The following is a 22,184-nucleotide window of genomic DNA, read 5'->3' as shown; positions in this document are numbered from 1 at the left end:
GAGTGGACGTACGAGGGAATGCGACCTCCTGCCAAAGCAGAGGTCGCGCCCACAGCAGTGACTAGCCAGTGCGGCCGATCAGCGGACACCCAAGTTCTGATGCGTCACCCGACAAAAAGCCTCGCGTCCGGAACTTCATCTTCTCGGGGTCCAAGGCTACCGTCCCGTCTTCAGCCAAGGCCCCAACCACGTTACCTTCGCTGCCCAGCGCCACGGTGCACTTCCCAATGCGCCCATCCGCTCGGATAAGCATGTGGTTGGGTTTGGCTGCATAGCACACGTGACTGACACGGAGACCCGATTCCTTCAGTGACTGGAACGCCGGGTTCGACTCTGAAAGCCCTGACACCGAAACCTGGCTTTCAAACTCAGCTTCCACTCCATTCTCGACATAGAAGCCCTCAGCTTCAAAGTGCGCCTGCAGGAGCTTGGATATCCGGACGGCCTCGGCGTGCGAAATCATCTGCAGAGACTCGCCCTTCCCGCCAAGATTGGATATGTCGCGCAGAAACACCGTGAAGCGTGCATCTGCCTTGAAGTCACCACACAGTCGGCGCGAAAGTCGCATCAGACTTTCTTCATTTCCCGGCATGATGTGCAATCGCATCATCACCGTGAAGTTGAAGCTGGAGGCCTTCATCGCAAGCAGGTTCTCGTAGATCCGATGAAACGTGCCAGCCCCAGAGGCATACCGTCGCGTCAGATCGTGAGCATCCGAATCGCCATCCAGGGATATCTGGAAGAAGTTCACGCCAAGTGCTATCAGTTCACTGAACAACGGCGGGGTCAGCTCAAAACCGTTCGTGGTCATGCTGCAATCCAGCAGCTCGAGAGCCCCAGAGGAAGAATGCGAGTGGAAGTCCCGAGACAACCCCAGGACAACACCCTTCGCTAGAAGTGGCTCACCGCCAAACCATTCCACACGCAGCTCTTTCAGCCCATGCTGCTCCACACGCCTGCGCACCAGCGCCTTGATTCCGGCAATGGTTGGCGCACGCATTCGACCAATCTCGAAATCCTCGTAGCAGTAGACACATCGAAAATTGCACTTCTCGGTCGGCATGATCGTTAGCTCCAACCGCCTGTTCAATCGTTCCTGAAAGTTCTCCACCTACCTCTCCTTGTAGTTGCTACCCCACCCTGATCACACGCACTCCCTCCGGTAGAGTGGAAACCCGGTGCGTCACAATGATCCTCGTCATCTGCAGTCCCAAAAGGACACTCATGATCTGCTGCTCCGCCTCGTAGTCGAGCTGGCTCAGCGTTTCATCCAGAACCAGAACTCTCGGCGCCCGATAGAGCGCGCGCGCCAACAGAAGGCGCTTCTGCTGGCCACCGGACAGCAAACGCCCTTCATCCCCCACCTGGGTCGCAAGCGCCATCGGCTGGGACGATGCAAAGTTGTCGAGGCCCGCAGCAGCGAGGCATTTCCACACGCGCGGGATATCAGCCACCTCCCCAAACGTGATGTTCTCAAGCACAGTCCCTGACAGCAGGGTGTCCTGCTGGAGGACAGTTCCAATCTGGCGGCGCAGGAGGGGCAAGTGACAGGCCTTCACGTCATAACCGTCCACTTCAAGCACGCCGTCTGTCGGTGCCACCAAACCAGCCAGGATGCTCAACAGCGTTGACTTACCCACACCCGACGGACCAACGATGGCCACCATCTCACCCGGCCGAATGGTGAGGCTTACATCCTTGAGCACCCAGGGATCATCGACGGAGTAACGAAAGTGGATCCCACGACAGACAACGGACGGCGCAGGACGTCTGTCGCCCGCTCCGGCCCAGGCCGCACACTCCTCTGCGGGCTCGGAGAGCACCTCCGAAATTCTCTGCAGATGCACCCGCGCCATCTTTACGTCCATCACTTTTGGTACGAGCGCACTTGCGCGCTGGCAGATCATTTCGACATAGATGGTCACGGCGACAAGAGCACCGACGGATAGAACTCCGCTATCAACCGCCAACACGCCTACGTGGACCACGAGAACCGTCAAGAGAGCGAGAATGACATCGCTTCCGGACTGCGAAAAGATAGCCATGCGCTGAAGAGAAATACTCGCTCTGATAAGTGACGAGTTGCCCCTGCGGAACCGGTCACCCCTGAGTCGCTCCATTCCGTTCAGCTTGACCGTCTGTGCTGCACGCACGGTCTCGATCACCTCACGGTCCTGCGATGCGAGCCTGTTTGCGAGCACGTTGCACGCGACGCCTACACGACCTGACGTGGATACCCGAAGGGCCATGCACAAAGCCGCTCCAGAAGCGGCCATCACCGCAAGCGGGAGGCTATAGGTACAGCACGCCGCCAGCAGGATGAACAGCGCAAGCGCATCGACCGCGCATTCCACGATCCCGGACGATGCAAGCTCCTGAACTTCGTGCACCGATCCCAGCCGCGAGATGACATCTGCTGGATGCCTGCGCAGGAAGTAGGACGGAGGAAGCTCCAGTATCCGGCCAAACACACTGTTCGAAAGCCCGCCAACAATCGAAGCACCCAGGTCTGCAGTGAGCAGAGCGCGGATGGAAGTAGCCCCTACCCTCGCAATCGCAATGAAAGCGAATATGAGCAACAGGCCTTCCGCACTTAATACTCCAGTGCCCCCTAGACCATCTACCGCGGACTGGATGTACAAAGGCGCTGCGACCGTAAGCAGCTCCGCCACTAAAGCTAGAAGCAGTATTGGGAGATACCGGAGCCTGCGTGGACGCATCTGCGACGTCAGCGCCGACCAGGGGCTTGGCTCCACCGGCATGTCTTCACACTGTCTGCTACCGCCAGTAAACCGAAGCAATGCACCGGAGAATCGCTTCTCCAATTCGGCGCAGGAAAGAACCATCTCACCGACAGCCGGGTCGAGCACAAGAAACTGCTCGGATCCAAGTCGCTCGACGACCACAAAATGGCAGCCATCAACCAGAATAACGCAGGTCGCATCAAGCTTTCTCAGTGCTGACCCGGTTCCGGCAAACACGCGGTGCTGCAAGCCAAGGTCGCGGGCAATCTCCGAGAGACGAGCAACCGTCGTACCTCGAAGTGAAACCGGGTATCGACGCCGCAGCCAGCGAAGGGTTACCCGCCGATCGAATCTGGCAGCGATCATCGCCAAGCACGCCAGACCACACTCCGTTGACTCGGACTGAAGGACGACGTCTCGACTCCGAAGCATCCAGCGATTCCACAGCCCAAGCACCATGCTATTCTCCTGGACACGCGGTCATCGCTGGCGAAACGCCAAGGCGGGATCAACCTTGGCCGCGCCCAGAGCGGGAATCAGCGCGGCGATCTGGCAACTCAGCAACGTCAGTCCCGCACCCAGCGCCACCGACGCGGCGCTTACTGCAGCCATCTCCAGCTGGCTCGCGAGAAGACGGTTCCCCGCTACGGCCAACCCCGCACCCAGGGTCACGCCAAGCCCGGCAACAACGGCACTCTCCACGGCGAAGAGAGCCACCACGTCACGTCGGGATGCCCCAAGCGCGCGCCGGATGGCAATCGACCGGTGTCTGGCAGAGACCCAGTAATGACTCATTCCGAAAATCCCCAGGGCTGACGAAGCGGTCACAACAACAACTACTGCCAGCAACACACTTGATCTGGATGCGTCTTTGGCGAAGTGCGCTGTCCTGAGCTCGGCCACTGAGCGAACGGGCTCCTGTACAAAGCCCGGCATGGACGAGGACAGGGCGCGAGTCACGGCCCGCTTCGCCTCTAGATCAAATGGCACGTTTCGACGGACGGCATACAGCCCCCCGATACTCTGGGCATCGATCTTTACTTCCGAGATCACGGCCTCGTAGTCGCTGGCATCACCGGTGGATGCGCTCCTGAAGTCTGCCGTGATACCCACAACTCGCAGGGTCAGCGGATAGCTGCCCCACACCTCGGTGTGGATCATTTTTCCAATGGCGCCCCCCGCAGGGAATAGGCGCTTGGCAAGACTCTGGGTGACGACCGCAGGTACGGCCAACGTGCTGTTGGGCTCAAGTACGTCCTCTACGGCGGGTGCCTGCAGGCTATCCAGTGCAACGCCCTGGACAACTGACGTGCCCAGCACGCTCGCGAGCTGCTCGCTTCCAAAGTAGATATACGGGTGCCCTGACGCATCGCGGTTGGACTTCTCCAGCCGCACCGACCCACGCTCCACCGCGAAAGGGACCGGGCCGAGTGCTGCGGCGCTGATACCTGGCACGCCCCGCAGTGAACGCAGCCCAGCACCCGAACTGGTTGCAGCGTCTTCGAAGCCGATGACGCCTATGTTCTGCACCACGGCGATACCGGCCTCACTCAGGCCGGACTCGGCATCGATGCGCTCCGAAGCCTCCAGAACAATCGTGGCTATGTTTGCAAGCACCGCCATGGACACTGAGATCTGAAGCACCATGAGGCCAACGACCGTGAGGTGCTTCGACACCGTTCTCAGCGTCGTAATCATCGCGTGAACCATCGTCATGGGACTTCCCCCATGCGCAACGATACGAACTGCTGGCTGGCTCTCCACAGCGGAATCGACGCCGACAGAAGTGCAGACATCGCCGCGATCAGGGGGCACAGGGCCACGTACCACCACGCAATGGAAAGGTGCGATGCATACGCACTGGAGAGATCCTGCACGACCCGGAATCCGAGGAGGACCATTGGAATGGAAACGAGCCCTCCGGCGGCCCCCAGCACCGCTGACTGAACGGCGAGCTGCCTTACAATGTCTCCACGGGTTGCGCCAAGCGACCGGCGAATGGCGATCTCCCTGGACCGACCCACGAAGCCAGCCAGGAAGAGTCCGGCGGCATTCACGAGGCAGATGACCAGGACACCGGCTGCGAACCACAGCTGTGTACTGACTTCATCAGGAATTACGTCATTGATCGCCAGCCACTCCTTGAGCGGTGCCACGCGGGAGAACACGCCAGTGGCTCTGCCTGAATCGACCTGCGCCAGTCCATAGCTGTGCAGTGCACTGGTGAAAGCGCCAAGCGCCCGCGCATCGTTCAGCTTGACCCATAGCTGCAACCAGGCACACGATGCGCTCTCCGGATTCTCATGGACGCCATTGCGACAGGACATGGCGCCCATCCCGTAGTCCTTTGGCAGCGCACGCCATGCTGCCAACGGAATGTAAAGACGCTCGCTTTCCGCGTAGGCACTGCCTCGAAGATCGTGGAATCGTGGAATGGGATTCCAGTCCTCCACGACGCCGACGATCGAGAAGCTTCGCGTGGCCAGCTCGACCTGTCTGCCCACCGCCGTTTCCGATCCGAACAGCTCCCTCGAGAGTGATCGCGAGATCACTGCGACGCGCGCGCCATTCTGGTCATCATCGGATCGCCAGAAGGCTCCGGAAAGCAGCTTCAGGTCGAGCAGGGAATGCGCACCAGATGTAAAACCTCGAACGGCAATCATGCCGAGCGGCCGATCCGTTCCCATGGGCCGGTAGGGAAGCCAGGATGACGATGTTGCTACGCTCGGTACGCCGGTGAGCCGGGTGATTTCCTGCACATCGTGCAGCGACAGCACAGACAGCGGCCGGGCAGAGCTGGATCGGGCGGCATCATCACGCAGATCAAGCTCCACGTGATAGAGAGACTGGCTGATGCTGGGTGCAGGATCGCCCCCGAGGCCGATCCGGATCAGCAGCATCGTGGCAAACGCGCTTATGCCAGTCGCTACGGCGAGCACGATCAGGATGCTGAGAAGTTTCGATCTATGGATGCCGGACAGTGCGAGTTCCAACGCGTATCGCATGCGTTCCTCTCCTTGGTGCGCTGAGAGAGATGCGCCGCCACGAGAGCGGCGCATCACGTGCAGGTCTCAGGAGGACTTGCATGAACAGCCGGAAACGCAGTTCCCGCTGTTTACCTTGCAGACTGCGCCGGCGGCCTGGACGCCCCCGGCGCCCAGCATTTCCAGAGCGCGTGGATCACGCACTTCGCAAAGGCCTTTCTCGTCATAGACGAATGCGTGATTGGTTTCAGCGGTCTGTCTGATCTCTTTCACAACCTCTCCTTGGCGCTGCGATGTGTCCCGACAAGCCCAGCGGGTTATGGGGATCTGCCGATGTACGGCAAATACGATTCCCGCGGCCTCATACCGGTCGAGTTCGTTTCTTCCACTCAACCTCACTCACTGCCAATAGATTCTTGCTATCGACAGTTTTAAAGCTTGTCGCAATCGATGGGAGTGACTGGCGCACAGCCGTTTCGAGAACTGTGTGACGAGCTGGCAGCCTTCGCGTTTTGCGTATCCTCGGGCTCATGCTGCGTGCCTAAAACGTCACGAAGTTCCACGCCTGCCCATTAAACACGTGTAACCGGGTCGGAACAGCTCGACGAGACACGTGCCATTGTCACGCGCACCTCAGGGCAGATCTCCTGCGCTGCACCCTGCCTTTCCTCACTTATCGTTGGCACGGGGTAAGGCCATACTCAACTGCGGCGCTGAAGAGTCATGTACGACATACGACGCGTATCTGCTACCTGACGTAACCGGTCCCCACGTTCACCCGTGTATGTTGATCGATCCCAACCCTCGGACCTGGAGTAGTTCCGTGAAGCAAGCATTACCACTTCAAGGTCATGCCGCCCTCGTCACCGGGGCCAGCTCCGGCATCGGCTTGGCCGTTGCAGAGGCGCTGGCGCAGGCCGGGGCGTCAGTGGTGGTGAACTATCACTCGCACGAGGAACCGGCACGCGAGCTGGTGGATCGCATCGTTGCCGAGGGCAGCCGTGCGATCGCGGTACAGGCCGACGTCGCGAAGGAAGCCGAGGTCATCCGCCTGTTTGATGAGGCGGCCTCCGCCTTTGGCCGGATCGATGTGGTGGTTGCCAACTCGGGTATCCAGAAAGACGCCCCCATCGCGGTGATGTCGCTGGATGACTGGAACGCGGTGATCGACGTCAATCTCACCGGCCAGTTCCTCTGCGCGCGCGAGGCAGTGAAGCGCTTCCGCTCGCAGCCTGAAGCGCATCGTCCCGCGCGCAGCGCCGGTTCAATCATTACCCTCAGTTCCGTCCACGAGGTCATCCCTTGGGCTGGGCACGTGAACTATGCCTCGGCGAAGGGCGGTATCCGCATGCTGACGCGGTCATTGGCGCAGGAAGTCGCCGCAGACCGTATCCGCGTCAATGCCGTGGCGCCCGGTGCCATCCGCACGCCCATCAATCGCGATGCCTGGGACAGCGAGGAAGCGCTGACCAAGCTGCTCAAGCTGATTCCCTACGGGCGCATCGGCGAGCCGGAAGACGTCGCACGCGCCGTGGTCTGGTTGGCCTCGGACATGGCCGACTACATCACCGGGACTACGCTGTTTGTCGATGGCGGCATGACCCTGTATCCGGAGTTCCGCGACAACGGTTGACCTACGCATCCGGTAAGTCGGCCGGCCGCCTGCGCCGCCGGCCTCGCTGGGTCAGTGGTCCGCAACGGCCGGCATGGCCGCCATCTCACCGATGGCCTGCACCACCGCCGGCGGGTCCTCCTTCGCGATGCTGTGGCCGGTAGCAACATAGCGATGCACGCCGCGTGCGAAGGTCGAGAACGGCAGCGCGTGCTGCGCCCTCCAGATCACCTTGCCCGCCGCGGTTTCTTCGAAGACCAACGGCTCGTCGGCCACTTGGGTTGCAGTCAGTAGTGCCACCGGCACGTCCGGCATCGCACGCTCGCCCGCAGCATCTGCCGCATCAAGCTGCTCGACCAGCACGCGGTAGTCTGCGGCCATCGACGGCGGCAGCATCGCCAGCAGCGCGGCATCATCGGCCTGCACCCGCGCCGCATCCGCCGTCCTGTAGGCGAGGCGCTGGCTTATCGTGGCCGGGTCCACCAGCACGATGCCGCGCACGCGCTGCGGATGGCGCCTCGCGAACTCCGTCACCAGCAGCCCGCCGTAGGAATGACCGACCAGGATCACCTGCTGGCCCGGCGCGACGGTCTCGATCAGCGCGCTCAGATCACTCAGGTGATCATCAATGCGCTTGGTCTCGCCATCGCTGCCTGACTTGCCCAGCCCTGCCCGCGCATAGGCGACGCTCCGGTAGTCTGCCCCCAGCCCGGCGATCACCTGCTTCCATGCACCCGGGCCCTGTCCGAAGCCGGCCTCGAAGACCACCGTGGTGGTGCCCGACCCCGATTCCTCGCCCTGCAGCGTGTAGCCCCCGCGCCTGACCAAAATCTCGCCCGCGTGCGCCAGCCCGGCGGTCGCCAGCAGGAGGGCGGCTGCCCACATCGTCATTGCCTTGCCCATCAAGCGCCCCCTGTCGGGTGCGCGCAGACCCTTGGGATGAGGAGGCCGGCGCCGATGCGCCGAACCGCGACTCGCGGCAAGTCGTGCTGGTAATGTAGTGCGCTACCACACCACTTACCCCATGCCATAGGTCATTGCTATTAGTTGTGGGCGATCCCCTAGCCGCGCGCTCTGAAAACCCTGATGGCGATCAGTTGCATCCGCGTCGCACCATCAAGCACCTCTCCGCAGGAATTCACACATGAGCCTGGCGCTGGTCTACAGCCGTGCCCGTGCCGGGGTCGATGCCCCATTGGTGCGGGTGGAAGTGCATCTGTCCGGCGGCCTGCCGGTCACCCAGATCGTCGGCCTGGCCGAAGCCAGCGTGCGCGAGTCACGCGAGCGCGTGCGTGCCGCCCTGCTCTGCGCGCGCTTCGATTTCCCGCAGCGGCGCATCACCTTGAACCTGGCCCCGGCGGACCTGCCCAAGGAAGGCGGCCGCTACGATCTGGCCATCGCGCTGGGCATCCTCGCCGCCAGCGGCCAGGTCGATCCACAGTCGCTGCTGCGTTACGAGTTCCTCGGCGAGCTGGGCCTGACCGGCGAACTGCGTCCGGTCAGCGGCGCGCTGCCCGCCGCGATTGCCGCCGCCGAGGCCGGGCGCATCCTTGTGGTGCCGCCGGGCAATGCTGCTGAGGCTGCCCTGGCCGAGCATGCCGACGTGCGCGTGGCCCGCACCCTGCTGGAGTGTTGCGCCGGGCTGGGCAACCCACGTCTGCTGCCGCCGGTGCAGCGCGTGGACACCACACCACTGCCCCTTCCCGATCTGGCCGACGTGCGCGGGCAGGCACTCGCGCGGCGCGCATTGGAAGTGGCCGCCGCCGGTGGCCACCATCTGCTGCTGATCGGCAGCCCCGGCTGCGGCAAGACCCTGCTGGCCTCGCGCCTGCCCAGCCTGCTGCCGGAGACCGGAGAATATGAGGCGCTGCAGCTGGCCGCGATTGCCTCGGTCAGTGGCGAAGGCCTGGACCCGAGGCGCTGGCGGCAGCGGCCGTTCCGCGCGCCCCACCACAGCGCGAGTGCGGCGGCCTTGGTGGGCGGTGGCAATCCACCCTGCCCCGGCGAGATCTCGCTGGCGCATCACGGCGTGCTGTTCCTGGACGAGCTGCCGGAATGGAACCGCAGTGCCCTGGAGACCCTGCGTGAGCCCTTGGAGTCCGGACACATCCGCATCGCGCGTGCCGCGCGTAGCGTGCAGTACCCGGCGCGCTTCCAGTTGGTGGCGGCGATGAACCCCTGCACTTCTGGATGGGCAGGCGACCGCAGCAATCGTTGCCTGTGCACCGATGAGCGCATCACCCGCTACCGCGCGCGGGTCTCTGGGCCGTTGCTGGATCGCATCGACCTGCATATCAGCGTGGCCAGGATGGATGCAGTGGAACTGCGCGAGAGCACCCCGCTGGGCGAACCAAGTGCGGTGGTGCGGGCACGGGTCGAAGCAGCGCATGCACGGCAGCGCGCGCGAGGTGGGTTGAATGCGCATCTGCCACCGGCAGCACTGAGAGCGTGTACGCGGTTGAGCGAGGGCGATCAGGATCTGCTGGAGCAGGCGATCGAGCGGCTGCAGCTGTCGGCTCGGGCGATGCACCGGATTCTGCGGGTGGCGAGGACGATTGCGGATCTGGATACGTGCGAGGGAATCGGGACGGCACACCTGGCGGAGGCCATTGGATATCGGCAGCTGGATCGGGGCAAGGCGGCTGCCTGAAAGCATCTCCGCTACCTGCAAAGTTCCCTGTCAGGGACGCATCGCCACTACCTGCTGCCGCCCACTGTCACCCAGGATTCGCCTTGCCCTGACTTCTACAGCTTGACTGATAACTTCAGTAATTCCTCGACCAGGCACCACGCGACTAGTCCCACCAAAGGACGATCACTCCTTCCTGTTTGACCGCCACCTGAAGTGACTCGATGTCACCGACCCCTTGATCAACGATATCCGGGCAGAACGCGTAAAGCCTTTGGGAAAACTCTGGAAGATCCGCTGGAACAGTCTTGAGCTTGAGTTGAATGGTGTCGGTCTCAGCTTGCCGGATATCAATCCCGAATTGAGCGTCCCACCGTTTCAGCTCTTCGATGATCTGATCGGTGGTCATGTCATGGTTGACAGCATCGGTAGCTGCGAGGCGGACGATGTCAAACTGGTCCTGACCAGGTGCCACCACCAGTTCAGCGCCCCTGATCCTCGGATCATCGAGGTTGTGGGTTGTTCCAACAAAAGCGACGTAGCCAGAGGGCACCTTTCCCCGAATCGACTCAAGCAGCGTCTGCGCACTCTCGACAGGCACGATGACGGAATATCCACCCGTTCGCTTTGCCCTGCCAAAGTCATTTGTCCAATAGTCGCGAACGTCTGACTTCGTAACCGTGGCGAGCAGCGCCTGCGACGTCCCCTGGGGCGGCGGCGGCGTACCGACGCAAGCATTCAAGCCTGATGCTGCAAGAAGGAGTGCAAACATCCTTCCAATGGCTGCGTACCTTTTCATGCTGTGTCCAATCCTTGAATGATGCCAAGCGCTAGCTCCGTCCCTCTGCGCGGGCTGCCGCGCCAGCCGGCGTCTGCCATGAAGAGGTGAGTAGACCTCCTCGGACCTCGGCTGCGCCCACACAGCCCAGAAGGTAACCGCCACCGCAATGACGCCGTCGGCGATCGGTAGGCGGGCGGGGTGCGGTGGCTGTCGAGGGTGCCGGTCGCGCTTCAGGAAGCAGCATTCCCCCTGCCCTTACGGACGTACCGCGCTCGGCATCTGGAACGTGAACACAGTTCCCGCGCCTTCATCCGACGTCACCTCGAGTGTCCCGCCGTGAGCCCTTGCGATTTCCGAAGCGATGTAGATGCCGAGGCCCAGGCCGGGCCTGGGCACTTCGCCCTGCTCGCGGGAAAACGGGCTGAAAATGTTGCCCAGCCTTTCCGAAGGAATGCAGCCTGCATTGTGCACAGCGAGCACCAGACCATTGGATGCAGCGTGAACCTTCAACGTGACAGGCGCAGAGCGCTCACCGTGCTGCGCGGCATTGGTCAGCAGGTTTGCCAGCAGTTGCGAAAGCCTGCTGGGGTCGCAGACCACGCTGCCCTCGATCTGCATCTGGACGCTGATGTCCTGGCGGCCGGTAGCGATCGCCACCTCCTCCGCCACGCGTTCAAGATCTGCCTGCAACGAGTGGCTTTCGCGGAGCGAGATCGGAATGCCGCCGCCCAACCGCCCCCGGGCAAAATCGAGCACATCGCTGATCAGCCCATCCATGCGGGTGACGCCCGATGCGATGTGCGCGAGCATCTGCTGCTGGCGCTCGGATGTTGCCTCCATGTCCAGCGAATCCGCAGCAACGCTGATCGCCTGCAGCGGGCTGCGAAGATCATGGCCCAGCACCGCAATGAACTGATCGCGCAGGTCTGAATCCCGCTGCGCATCGGACAGCGCTGTCTGTGCTTCCAGCAGGCGATCCTCCTTGTCGAGGTAGTGCCCAACAAGATCGGCAAGCAGCTCCATCGAGCGTCGGACATGCACTTCATCGAAGTTGCCCGGCGTCGAATCAATGGCGCAGAGAGTACCGAAGAAGCTGCCGTCCGGGCGATGGATCGGAACCGACGCATAACTCTCAAGCCCGTAGATCCGCGGGGTGTGGTGTTTGGAATACAGCGGGTGTGCACTGGCGTGCGCGAACACGACCGAGGTGGGTGACTGCCTGATCTCGTCGCAGATGGTGGTTTCCAGAACCAGTTGCCCGCCAGGAACGAGGCCAAACCCCAGCGTGTCCAAGGTGGCGCAGGCCGTCCAGCTCGTCTCGGTCACCCGGGCAATCGCCGCGAATCGCGAACCGGTGATATGGGCCACGGTTTCGAGGATGCGCGGTACCGCCTCGATACGACCGATCTCAGCGATGTCGTTCAGCAGATTGGGATCGGTCAGGGTATGCATGTGCTGGCAGCCGGGGCGTGGTGGCGCATCATCCCATGAAACCGCCGGGGCAGCCGGGAAGGCTCAAGGGGCGTGTGCGGTCGGGGATGGATGTCCGCCACCGGCTGGAATCAGTCGTTGTCCAGCAACCGCAACCTGGTCAGATCCTCCCATTCCGCTCATACCAACCTTGAGTTCGGTTCACGATCCGAACTACGGACAGCATCACCGGCACCTCGATCAATACCCCCACAACAGTCGCCAAGGCCGCTCCCGAATGCACGCCAAACAACCCTACGGCGGCTGCTACGGCAAGCTCGAAGAAGTTGCTCGCGCCGATCAACGCCGATGGCCCGGCAATGCAATGCGCCACCCCAAGCCGACGGTTGAGCAGATAGGCCAGGCCCGAGGTGAAATAGACCTGCACCAGGATGGGTACGGCGATCAACGCGATCACCAGCGGCTGCCCCAGGATCTGCTGCCCCTGGAAGCCGAACAGCAGCACCAGGGTCAGCAGCAATGCCGCCAGCGACAACGTTCCGAGCATGCGCAACACGCGTTCCATTCCGACCGCCCCGTTGCGGGCGAGCAGCCAACGCCGTAGCAGGGCAGCCACCAGCACCGGTGCCAAGATGTACAGGCCTACGGACAGCAACAGCGTGGCCCAGGGAACCGTGATCGCTGAAATGCCCAGCAGCAACGCGACCACAGGGGCATAGGCAACCACCATGATCGCGTCGTTCAGCGCCACCTGGCTCAAGGTGAAGTTCGCATCACCGCGGCACAGGTTGCTCCAGACGAACACCATCGCCGTGCATGGCGCAGCCGCCAGCAGGATAAGCCCCGCGATGTAGCTGTCAGCCTGCCCAGCCGGCAACCAATCCGCAAAGACGTGGCGCAGGAATATCCACCCCAGCAATGCCATCGAGAATGGTTTGACGGCCCAATTGATGAACAACGTCACCCCGATGCCTTTCCAGTGCTGCTGCAACTGGCGCATGGCGCCGTAGTCCACCTTCAGAAGCATCGGAATGATCATCAGCCAGATCAGCACCGCCACCGGCAGGTTGACCTTCGCCACCTCGGCAGAGGCCAGTGCTGCAAACGTGCCGGGCAGGAAGTGGCCGAGCAGCGTGCCGGCTGCGATGCAGAGCGCAACCCACAGGGTCAGGTGGCGCTCGAACAAGCGCATCGGTGCTGGTGCGTTCACGGTGAGCTGTCGGCCGGTTGCAGCTGACCGATGCCGTCCAAAGCACGCTGCAGCGCCGGGCGATCAGCCCATAGGTCTTGGGGCAGGTCCAGCAGCGCGTGCAGGCGCGACTTCACCACGATGTGCGCCTGTGCAAATGCCGCTGCCTTGTCCGCATCGCTGCCATCCACCGCAGCCGGGTCTGGCTGGCCCCAGTGGCTGCGGATGAAATCACCAAAGACCACCGGGCAGGATTCGGCAGCGGCTGAATCACATACGGTGATCACCATGTCCATCTGCACGCCATCGGCGAATTCATCCCACGACTTGCTGCGCAGCCCATCGATGGGCATGCCTTCGGCCTGCAGCTGCGCGAGCGCGAATGGATTGATCTGACCGGTGGGCTGGCTGCCAGCGCTGAAGGCATTGAAGCGGCGGCCGCCCCACGCACGCAGCGTGGCTTCGGCAAGAACGCTGCGGGCGCTGTTGCCCGTGCAGAGGAACAGGACGTTGCAGGTCATGGTGCCGTCGCTTTGGTTGCACAGGGTGGGTGTGGCTTCAGCACTTGCACTGCGGGGCCGTGGGCGCGCACTGCTCGCTGGGCGAGCCCGCGCAACAGTTGTGCGTGAGGTACTCGATCAGGCCTGTCATGGCAGTGAAGTTCGCGCGGTAGCAGACGTTCCGGCCCTGGCTTTCACTCTCCACCAAGCCGGCCTGTGCCAGCTCTTTCAGGTGGAAGCTGAGCGTTGCCGGGGGGACCTGCAGGGCCGTGGCGATGTCACCGGCCATGCGGCCTGCCGGGCCCGCCTCCACCAGCAGGCGGAAGGCGGCCAAGCGGGTGCCATGGCCCAGAGCGGTCAGGGCGGAGATTGCATTTGACGTTTCCATATTTCTAGAATAGTCGAATGAAGAAGCCGATCACAAGCCCCGACCTCCCCAACCTGCTGGAAGCCTCGCTGCCCCAGCCCGACCACAGCCTTCTTGCCGCCGACAATCAGGGGCCGCCGAGGATCCTGCTGCTCTATGGCTCGCTCAGGCCGCAGTCGTTCAGCCGCAAACTGGCGCTGGAGGCCGAGCGGCTGCTGCGTCACCTGGGCTGCGAGACGCGCGTATTCGATCCGCACCTGCTGCCGATGCTGGACAGCGTGGACAAGAGCCACCCTGAAGTGCAGCGGCTGAGGGAGTGGTCACAGTGGTCGGAGGGACAGGTCTGGGTCAGCCCGGAACGGCATGGCACGATCACCGGCGTGTTCAAAAATCAGATCGATTGGTTGCCGCTGGAGGACGGCAGTGTGCGCCCCACGCAGGGCCGCACCCTGGCCGTGATGCAGGTGAGCGGCGGTTCCCAGTCGTTCAACACGGTCAACACCCTGCGGGTGCTTGGCCGCTGGATGCGCATGCTGACCATTCCGAACCAGTCGTCGGTAGCCAAGGCATGGCAGGAATTCGATGACCATGGCCGAATGAAAGCCTCGCCCTACTACGACAGGGTGGTCGATGTGATGGAAGAGCTGGTGAAATTCACGCTGCTGACGCGGGGGCGTACGGATTACCTGGTGGACCGCTACAGCGAGCGGATGGGAGACGAGATCGCGGCCGCGCTGGCTGAAGCGGCAGGGGCTACCGCCAGCTGATGGCTTGGGGTTGTGCAGCGGAAGCAGAAACTAGAAAGCCACAGCTGTCCTGGATTACTTCCGGCATTCGCCCCGCCCCCTGCCGCCCTTCATCGTAAGCGATCAGTCAAGCTCAAGGATTGCCGATGCTCCGTAGTGTGCTGTGGGCAGTGTTGCTCTTGGTTTCACCCGTGGTTGCCATTGCGTCTGCCCCCAAGGCGCTGGCTTGCGGGGATGACGCATCAGACGCCCTGCGCGGTTCACAGTGCGCAATGGTGGACGTTCCGCTTCGCCATGCCGATCCGTCAGGCGAGCACATCGCGCTGTTCCTGCGGCGCATACCGGCCAGCGCGGAGGTGCCCAGGCAAGGCGAGGTCTGGCTGCTGTCTGGTGGCCCGGGCGAGTCAGGCGCCTCCCTGTATCCCCTGATCCAGACTTACCAGCGTGCGTTTCCCGGGTTTGATCTTGTAATCCCCGACCACCGCGGCACGGGCCGGTCATCGCGGATCTGCCCCATCCAGGAAGCACCTGAAAGCCCAGAAGGCACGGGGTTGGCAGGGTCCGAGTGGGGCCCCTGCATCAGCAGCATGTACGCCAACCTGCAGCGCACTTCGGCGTTTTCCGTTACCGAGGCTGCGCACGATCTTGGTGTTCTGATGTCAGGGGCAGAACGCGGCGGGCAGGTGTTGCTGTATGGCGTTTCCTACGGCACCCAGCTGGCGTTGCGTTCGCTCCAGGTCAATGATCTACATGTGGATGCGCTCATCCTCGACGGGCTGGTGCCGCCCGAAACCACTGAAACGTGGGATCTCAGCCGGCGCACAGCCCTTGTTGACAAAGTCGGGCGGCAGAGCATGGATGAACGTAGCCTCCAGCAGTATCGGCTGCTGCTGGCGGCGAAGGATGCGGCCTGGCAGAAGGTCGTGCCGGGCGGTGACCTGCGCCGGTTCTTCGCTGCGCTGCTGAGCTTCCCTACGCTGCGCGATCGAATGCCGAAGATCGTGCAGGACCTTTCCGAGGGCGATACCCGCACGCTGGCCGCCACGGTGAAGGACTGGAATGCGGCGCTGGCGCAGCTGGGACAGGGAGGAAACAACCAACCGGCCCTGCCGCTGGTGATGCTCATCGCCACCTCGGAGAACAACGCACGCCCTGAGCTCAGCCTGGAGACCGTGAACGAAGAAGCCAAGAATGCGCTGTTCGTCAGTCCCATTCCCGGCCTGCTCGTCAGTGGCAGTGTCCCGCGTTACCCGCGTGATGCCTGGTTCGGAAAGACCCCGGATACCCTGCCACGGACACTGATCCTGCAGGGGACGCTGGATCCGAATACCGCCTACACCGGTGCCCAGGAACACGCTGCCTTGCTCCGCAGGTCGGGGCCTGCGACGTTCCACACCGTCGACCGCGGTGCCCATCTACTGCCGTTGGTGGCGCCAAGATGCTTTGTTTCGGCCGTGGGCAGTTTCATTAATGGCGACGTGGTGAGCGAGCGCTGCGCAGAGCCCGTGCCAGAGTAAAAAGCTCACCCTGGCGCGGCTCCGCTCTGATCTGGGCGCGCTCACATTCCCAGATCAGACAGCCCCGGGTGGTCATCCGGACGCCGCCCCAACGGCCAATGGAACTTGCGGTCGCTCTCCTTGATTGGCATATCGTTGATGCAGGAGAAGCGACGTTCCATCAGACCATCGGCAGCAAATTCCCAGTTCTCGTTGCCATATGAGCGATACCAATTGCCCGAGTCGTCACGCCATTCATAGGCGTAGCGCACAGCAATACGGTTCCCGGTGAACGCCCACAGCTCCTTGATCAATCGGTACTCAAGCTCCTTCTTCCACTTGCGGGCCAGGAACTGCCGGGCTTCTTCCCGGCCATGGGTAAACTCGGCTCGATTCCGCCACTGGGTGTCGAGCGAGTAGGCAAGCGACACCTTGTCGGCATCGCGGGAGTTCCAACCGTCTTCGGCAAGACGCACCTTCTCAATGGCCGATTCCAGGGTGAAGGGGGGAAACGGCGGGCGAGCTTGAGCGTCGGACATGGCAAAGCCTCCAATCAAAGTGGATACATCGTTGGTTTCAGATTGCGAGAAACGTCAGGCCGCTAACGGACGGCCTGTTTCAGCAACAACTGCGCGACATCCCTCGCATTGTCTGCGGCGTCGTAATCACCCATCACGCGCGATACGGTGATGGCGCCTTCCATAAGAACCAGCAGCTGGCGCGCCAGCGCGTCCGGCTGCTCAATACCCAGCTGCCCGGTGAGTTCAAGCGTGTAATCGAGCAGCTTCTGCTTGTGATGCCTGGCAATCCTGCGAATCGGATCCTCAGGATTCCCGACCTCACCAGCGGTGTTGATGAACGCACAGCCGCGATAATCTTCCGACTCAAACCAACCCTTGAGTACGGTGAACAGGCGCAGGATGCGCGCCTCGGGGCCATCGGCTTTGTCACATTCCTCCTGGAACCAGGCCAGCCAGCGGATGTCGCGCGCGCTCAACGCAGCAGCAGCCACCTCGTCCTTGTTCTCAAAGTGGCGATAGATGCTCTTCCGCGCTACACCCGAGGTCCTCACGAGAAGGTCCATGCCGGTGGCATGGATCCCGTTCTGGTAGATCAGGGACTCAGCCGTTGCGAGGATCTTCTGCCTGGTGTCGGTCGATGTGCTGTCCATGCCACCAAGGTAGAACGCTCGTTCTACCTTGTCAACCCATCCGCACGATGTCGCTTGCCTTGGTCGGCCTGGTGCCATCCCAGATTGGTGTCGCTGCAGCTTCCCCCCCGGCGCAAAGCCACCCCGGCAAGGGGAGAGCTATCAGCGGGTGCTGCAATCTGTCGTCGGCAGATGAACGACAGAGGGCCCAGGTTCGGTCGTGCGAGAAACAGCCGATCAAGACGTCGCGCGCGTGAGAGAACACATTGGGTCACCATGACCCTGCGGCGCGTCCTCAGCCACCCATCTCCAGAGTGCTGCTGTCCAACGTAGTGGGTTTACACAGGCAGCAGAGGCTCCATTGCTTGGTCGTCGCCGGTACGGCGCGAACCAGCATCCGATCGGCAAGGACCCCTACGGGGCGGTGTGGCCCAGGCAGTGGCGTTACCTTCCGGTCGGCAAGAAGTCCTGGGCTCCGCGCGTCTTTCGCCACTGGATCCACGCGATCGCGGCGACGAAAAAGACGCTGCACAAGTAGCTACCTTCAGGCCCTTCCGCGCCACCGCTAAGGGCGTCGAGGCCTTGCGGGCGCAGCGCCACCAGCAGCGCCGGCAAGTGCGCATCGATGCCGGTGACGGGCAGCTCGAAGCCGGTCGCGAGCAACCAGTTCCACCCCACGTGCCAGCCCATCACACCCCAGATATTGCCGGTCCGCAGCGCCCAGGCGCAGGTAAACAGCGAGAACAGGAACATGCCGAGCGTAACCCGGAGCGGCTGGTGCGGACTGAAATGCAGGAAGCAGAAAACGAGCGACACCAGCAGCACTGCCACCGCGACATTGGTCTTGCGCGCCACCACCGACAGCATCCAGCCGCGGAAGATGATTTCCTCCACGCTCGCCTGGAACATGAAACTCAATAGCAGCAGACCGATGTTCAGCAGACTGACGGGCGACCACCAGGCCTGCCCAAAGCCCGCCGCCTGCATGCCGCCAGCCATCCAGATCGCGACTACGACCAGTACGATCGTGACGAATCCAACGGCCAGTCCGCGCAGGAAAGTTTTCAGCGGCGCCGGACCGGTCAGCCCGATGCTCGCCAGCGAGCGCCCTTCGACGAGGCCTACCCAGGCGAGCACGGCCGCCAGCGTCGGCGCGAAGCCGATCCACAGAAGCGCATGCAAGCCAGTGAGGCCGATCGGATCGCCGCGCGGCGTTGACCAGTGCTGCGACTGCATCCACCCGTCCAGCGCCATCACCGGTACCGCGTTGAACAGGATCATCAGGATCGGCGTCAGCCAGGCCCAGGGCAGCCAGCCGCGGGCTGGATCCGCCGAATACAGGGCAACGGGGGTCATGCGGGGCTCCAGGTCGACGTGGTGGCCGCAGCAAGCTGCCATCTGCGCGGGGGCGGTGCAACCCGTTTGCGACCAAGCAACAGAAGCCGCCGATGAATCACCCGGATTGCCGACGAACTATCCCTGAGTCGTCGCCCGTGGCGTCCGCTTTGGGTGGCGGTTTCATATGTGCGATGAAGCACGGACAGCTAACCAAGCAGCGGTAAAGCGTACTTCGCCATCACCCCTTGGCGAAGTACGCCGCGGCTTTTTTTAGAATGTCGCGCGCCTCAGTCAGGCGTTTCACCTCGGCCTTCAGGCGCCGCACCTCGGCTGAGTCCTTCGGCGTCGGCAACATCGACCCATCAGGCTTGCCCGCCAAGGCCTCGCTCCTGCACTTGCGGAGCCATTGGTAAAGGCTGTGGGACGAGACGCCCAGCCGCTTGGCAACCTCGGCTACAGCAAGACCTCTTTCGATAACCTGCTTGACCGCCTCGGCCTTGAGCTCATCCGTGTACTGCTTGCATGCCATTAGACACCTCTCTCGCTTCCATTGATTATGGCTCTGAGATGTCTACGAAATCCTGGCCGGTCCAAAAGCTTCGATCAAAGAGCTGTCAGCCCCCTCCCTGCCTCAATGCGCCGGGCCCAGATTTCTTGGCATGCCCTTGCGCAGCACCGACAGATACCGGACGTACTTGCCAACGAAGATGCCGGTGAACCCGCCGGACAGCAGCAGATACGCGGCGCTGAAGTTGCCGTTGGCACTCAGCGCAGGCGACACCGCAAGCGCCACCTCAAACCCGTACTTCACCAGGAACGTGACCAGCAGCAGCGGCAGCAGGCTGTAATCCGCGCTGCGCCACAACCGGCCCGTCGCTCCGTCCACGGTCAGCGTCGCCCGGCGCAGCAGCATCCAGCCCAGCATCGCACCCGCACAGATGCCGGCGAGCCATTCGCTCCACGCTACCAGCAAACCGCCGTAGCGGTGGCTGATCGACCAGATGCCCCACACAGTGAACAGCGCCGGCACGATCGCGAGCCTCCGCAGCGAGGTCTGTCCTGGCCGCACGGCCGCGACACCGCGGGTGATGAGGTCCGCCAGGATCACCCAGACCCAGATCGGGGTGTGCGAGAGGATGGGCAGCAGGAGGTTCACGGGAGGTCCTTTCAGTGAGTGGCCGCACGGAGGGCGGTGCGTGGCGCTCACTATTGACGGACCGGACTACCTGAACAAGTGACAGGTGTCAGCGATACCAGATGACTGCTGTTGCGTCCGGGCGCGGGTCACGGACGCCCGCTCAGGCCGGCGGAGCGGCTACGGCCGCAGCGGGCATGGCAGCGGCAGGCGCCACCGCCGACGCGCCGGACCCCGTCCGCTCGCTGGCGGCGGCCAGGGCCTGGTTGATGCGCTGCGCCGTACCGCGCTGGTCCAGTTCCACGCCGATGAGGTAGGCGAAGCGGCCATCGCATCGGAGCTGCGTGGACTCGAGACCTTCCGTTTCCGCCAGGACACGCTTCAACGCCTTGGCCCAGCCGCGCCCAGGCACGCTGTCCAGTTCCACCACCACCACCGACTCGCCGCAATCCAGCGGCAGAGACTCGAGACGGACGACTTTTGGCGCTGCATGTAACCGGGCACTCATGGCGGGGAGCTCCTGCAAGGGGGCGACGGCCGAAGTATCCACGGCGTGCGCCAAGGGTCTGTCAAGGCAGGGACAGCCCGGTGTGTACGGGCAAGCTTCGCCCCGTCGATCTGCCAAGGTAATCGCTTCACGGCATTCCCCAGCACCTTATCCAAAGACCCGAACCTCTCCGCATACGGCGCACGCAGCCGCAGGTTCGACGCCCCATCCTTGGCCTGCACCACCACCGCCTTGCGATGGCTGAACTGACGGGGGCCATGCACGCCGTGGTAAGCGCCCATGGGCGCACCCTGTTCCATCACCTGCCCAGCGGCGTAGAGCCCACGCCGGCTGCCGACGAACTGGCGGCTGATGTGGCGACAAGCTGGACCAGGCCGAGGCCGCGCTGGCCGCCGCCCGCACGCGTTCTGACGAAGTGGCCGGCGCGCCGCATATCGTCGGGCACACGGATTTTCTGGCCGAAGTTGTGGCCGCTGAACTGGTGCCCCTAGTCAAGGTAGGCATGCGCGTGCGGCTGCAGACCGCCAGCACCAGCGTGGTCAGCCAGATGCTGCTGGATGGCTCGTGCGACCTGGGCACTACGGTCTACCCGCCCGAAGATGATCGGCTGCGCTGCGAAACGGTACGGTAGGAGCCGCTGCTGGCCGTGGCTGCACCGGAAGTCGCGCAGCGCATCGCCGCGCGTGCGGATTGCGGTGTAGCGCTATGACAGGAGCCGTTGCTGGCCTACAGCCTGGACCGGCCGCTGGTGGACGCGTGGCTGCAGTTCAACCAGCTGGAGTTGCGCCCGCCACTGCCTGCATTGCTGGGGCAGTATCTGCGTGCGCTTACGCGTGCGCCTGATGTCGCGCGGCTGCTGGAGAGCTTCCAGAAGTGGCTGGTGGAGGAGCCTGGCCATGCGCGATCGGGAGGAAAGCGCGGTGAGCCGTCGTGGCTGGAGGTGCGGTTGCGGCGCGCTGTGGAGGGCGTGCCGCACGGAGAGCGGTGTGAGTCTGGGGGTGATCGGGACAGCTGAAGGCAAGGTTTCGGACTTGTCTCATTTCCTGCAGTGCTCACGCGGCTGACCATGCCTTCGGGTTCCGCCAGAAGGACATGAGGTTTGATCAGAATGCTCATCATGGGCGGCCAACAGGCCGCCCGTCACCACATCGCACGCGCCATCGGTCGACGCCGGCTGATTTGTACCGAATCGGTCCATAGCGTGGAAAGCGGCCTATCGATACTGGAATGGCGCCGCTACGACCTGGTGGGCATATTCCTGCTGCAGGGGCTTGCGCAGCGCCTTGAACGCACCTACGTGTTGCGTGATGCGCACGTGCCGCTGGTGCTGTTCGGTGCGGAGTGCGGCGATGAGGTGGCACGCATCCGCCGCCAGCTTCGACAGCACGGGCTGCCGCCGCCGATCGTGGTGCCGGCCGAGTTCGAGGCGTACGACGAATCGCTGTTCTGGCGGGCGCTGGCCGGGCACATGGTGGTGCCGCGCGAAGCGGTGGGGTCGGAGCGCCTTACTGCGGGGAGCAGTCGAGCAAGCTCGACGCTACCTACGGCCTAGGGGCTCGCGCGGCGACGGTGCC

22 protein-coding genes and 1 pseudogene are annotated in these 22,184 nt (G+C 63.1%); 7 read left to right on the top strand and 16 right to left on the bottom strand.

All coding sequences use genetic code 11. From position 1 onward, the window contains the following. Positions 1–61: 61 nt before the first annotated feature. From DCO49_RS01790 to DCO49_RS01775, 4 genes are all read right to left on the bottom strand, one after another. Positions 62–1,063 (bottom strand): radical SAM protein, encoded by a 1,002-nt coding sequence (locus tag DCO49_RS01790; protein ID WP_133249377.1) that lies wholly within the window; start codon positions 1,061–1,063, stop codon positions 62–64. 67 nt (positions 1,064–1,130) lie between these two features. After that, positions 1,131–3,176: a peptidase domain-containing ABC transporter gene (locus tag DCO49_RS01785; protein WP_279325628.1), complete on the bottom strand. Its 2,046-nt coding sequence runs from the start codon at positions 3,174–3,176 to the stop codon at positions 1,131–1,133. A gap of 48 nt (positions 3,177–3,224) precedes the next feature. Then, on the bottom strand, positions 3,225–4,442 hold the full coding sequence (locus tag DCO49_RS01780; protein ID WP_165835658.1) for an FtsX-like permease family protein: 1,218 nt from the start codon (positions 4,440–4,442) through the stop codon (positions 3,225–3,227). A gap of 14 nt (positions 4,443–4,456) precedes the next feature. Continuing rightward, entirely contained in the window at positions 4,457–5,749 is a 1,293-nt protein-coding gene (locus tag DCO49_RS01775) for an ABC transporter permease (protein ID WP_165835657.1), read from the bottom strand. Positions 5,750–6,551: 802 nt separating this feature from the next. On the opposite strand from DCO49_RS01775, the gene DCO49_RS01770 reads away from it, so the two are divergent. Continuing rightward, on the top strand, positions 6,552–7,361 hold the full coding sequence (locus DCO49_RS01770) for an SDR family oxidoreductase (RefSeq protein WP_207776449.1): 810 nt from the start codon (positions 6,552–6,554) through the stop codon (positions 7,359–7,361). A 51-nt stretch (positions 7,362–7,412) separates the two neighbouring features. Here the strand turns inward: DCO49_RS01770 and DCO49_RS01765 are convergent, their stop codons facing one another. Next, entirely contained in the window at positions 7,413–8,231 is an 819-nt protein-coding gene (locus tag DCO49_RS01765; RefSeq protein ID WP_116862541.1) for an alpha/beta hydrolase, read from the bottom strand. Positions 8,232–8,484: 253 nt separating this feature from the next. Between DCO49_RS01765 and DCO49_RS01760 the strand changes: the two genes are divergently transcribed. Further along, positions 8,485–9,990 (top strand): YifB family Mg chelatase-like AAA ATPase, encoded by a 1,506-nt coding sequence (locus DCO49_RS01760; protein ID WP_116862540.1) that lies wholly within the window; start codon positions 8,485–8,487, stop codon positions 9,988–9,990. A 145-nt stretch (positions 9,991–10,135) separates the two neighbouring features. Here DCO49_RS01760 and DCO49_RS01755 read toward each other — a convergent pair whose 3' ends face one another. From DCO49_RS01755 to DCO49_RS01735, 5 genes are all read right to left on the bottom strand, one after another. Beyond that, a complete protein-coding gene (locus DCO49_RS01755) occupies positions 10,136–10,768 on the bottom strand; it encodes a DUF4253 domain-containing protein (protein WP_116862539.1) in 633 nt (210 codons plus the stop codon). Between the two features lie 237 nt (positions 10,769–11,005). Then, entirely contained in the window at positions 11,006–12,202 is a 1,197-nt protein-coding gene (locus DCO49_RS01750; protein ID WP_116862538.1) for a GAF domain-containing sensor histidine kinase, read from the bottom strand. A 139-nt stretch (positions 12,203–12,341) separates the two neighbouring features. After that, complete coding sequence (gene arsB / locus DCO49_RS01745) at positions 12,342–13,373, bottom strand: ACR3 family arsenite efflux transporter (protein WP_116862537.1); 1,032 nt, start codon at positions 13,371–13,373, stop codon at positions 12,342–12,344. A gap of 14 nt (positions 13,374–13,387) precedes the next feature. Beyond that, on the bottom strand, positions 13,388–13,891 hold the full coding sequence (locus DCO49_RS01740; RefSeq protein ID WP_116862536.1) for an arsenate reductase ArsC: 504 nt from the start codon (positions 13,889–13,891) through the stop codon (positions 13,388–13,390). 37 nt (positions 13,892–13,928) lie between these two features. Continuing rightward, positions 13,929–14,258 carry a metalloregulator ArsR/SmtB family transcription factor gene (locus DCO49_RS01735; protein ID WP_116862535.1) on the bottom strand — a complete coding sequence of 110 codons (330 nt, stop codon included), beginning with the start codon at positions 14,256–14,258 and terminating at the stop codon, positions 13,929–13,931. Between the two features lie 17 nt (positions 14,259–14,275). Here DCO49_RS01735 and arsH point away from each other — a divergent pair, with 17 nt between their 5' ends. Next, entirely contained in the window at positions 14,276–15,004 is a 729-nt protein-coding gene (gene arsH / locus DCO49_RS01730) for an arsenical resistance protein ArsH (RefSeq protein WP_116862534.1), read from the top strand. Between the two features lie 125 nt (positions 15,005–15,129). Continuing rightward, complete coding sequence (locus DCO49_RS01725) at positions 15,130–16,500, top strand: alpha/beta fold hydrolase (RefSeq protein ID WP_243402623.1); 1,371 nt, start codon at positions 15,130–15,132, stop codon at positions 16,498–16,500. A gap of 41 nt (positions 16,501–16,541) precedes the next feature. Here DCO49_RS01725 and DCO49_RS01720 read toward each other — a convergent pair whose 3' ends face one another. The 6 genes and pseudogenes from DCO49_RS01720 to DCO49_RS01695 all read right to left on the bottom strand — a co-directional run bounded on the left by DCO49_RS01720 (position 16,542) and on the right by DCO49_RS01695 (position 20,610). Then, positions 16,542–17,018 carry a nuclear transport factor 2 family protein gene (locus DCO49_RS01720; protein WP_116862533.1) on the bottom strand — a complete coding sequence of 159 codons (477 nt, stop codon included), beginning with the start codon at positions 17,016–17,018 and terminating at the stop codon, positions 16,542–16,544. A gap of 62 nt (positions 17,019–17,080) precedes the next feature. Beyond that, positions 17,081–17,650, bottom strand: a complete 570-nt coding sequence (locus DCO49_RS01715; protein ID WP_116862532.1) for a TetR family transcriptional regulator — start codon at positions 17,648–17,650, stop codon at positions 17,081–17,083. Positions 17,651–18,073: 423 nt separating this feature from the next. Then, positions 18,074–18,985, bottom strand: coding sequence for a type II CAAX endopeptidase family protein (locus DCO49_RS01710; RefSeq protein WP_116862531.1), 912 nt, complete (start codon positions 18,983–18,985; stop codon positions 18,074–18,076). A gap of 206 nt (positions 18,986–19,191) precedes the next feature. Next, positions 19,192–19,496 (bottom strand): annotated as a pseudogene (locus DCO49_RS01705) (transposase); the annotation flags it as partial. Between the two features lie 102 nt (positions 19,497–19,598). After that, positions 19,599–20,123: a DUF6622 family protein gene (locus tag DCO49_RS01700; RefSeq protein WP_116862530.1), complete on the bottom strand. Its 525-nt coding sequence runs from the start codon at positions 20,121–20,123 to the stop codon at positions 19,599–19,601. 142 nt (positions 20,124–20,265) lie between these two features. Next, positions 20,266–20,610 (bottom strand): hypothetical protein, encoded by a 345-nt coding sequence (locus DCO49_RS01695; RefSeq protein WP_133249376.1) that lies wholly within the window; start codon positions 20,608–20,610, stop codon positions 20,266–20,268. 502 nt (positions 20,611–21,112) lie between these two features. On the opposite strand from DCO49_RS01695, the gene DCO49_RS20610 reads away from it, so the two are divergent. The 3 genes from DCO49_RS20610 to DCO49_RS01675 all read left to right on the top strand — a co-directional run bounded on the left by DCO49_RS20610 (position 21,113) and on the right by DCO49_RS01675 (position 22,162). Next, positions 21,113–21,241: a hypothetical protein gene (locus tag DCO49_RS20610; RefSeq protein WP_279325626.1), complete on the top strand. Its 129-nt coding sequence runs from the start codon at positions 21,113–21,115 to the stop codon at positions 21,239–21,241. Positions 21,242–21,328: 87 nt separating this feature from the next. Continuing rightward, complete coding sequence (locus DCO49_RS01680) at positions 21,329–21,625, top strand: hypothetical protein (protein WP_116862526.1); 297 nt, start codon at positions 21,329–21,331, stop codon at positions 21,623–21,625. A 93-nt stretch (positions 21,626–21,718) separates the two neighbouring features. After that, entirely contained in the window at positions 21,719–22,162 is a 444-nt protein-coding gene (locus DCO49_RS01675; protein WP_116862525.1) for a hypothetical protein, read from the top strand. Positions 22,163–22,184 lie beyond the last annotated feature (22 nt).

This window comes from Stenotrophomonas sp. SPM, from assembly GCF_003105135.1.
Classification (GTDB): Bacteria; Pseudomonadota; Gammaproteobacteria; order Xanthomonadales; family Xanthomonadaceae; genus Stenotrophomonas.
This window is presented reverse-complemented; position numbering and strand designations above follow the sequence as displayed.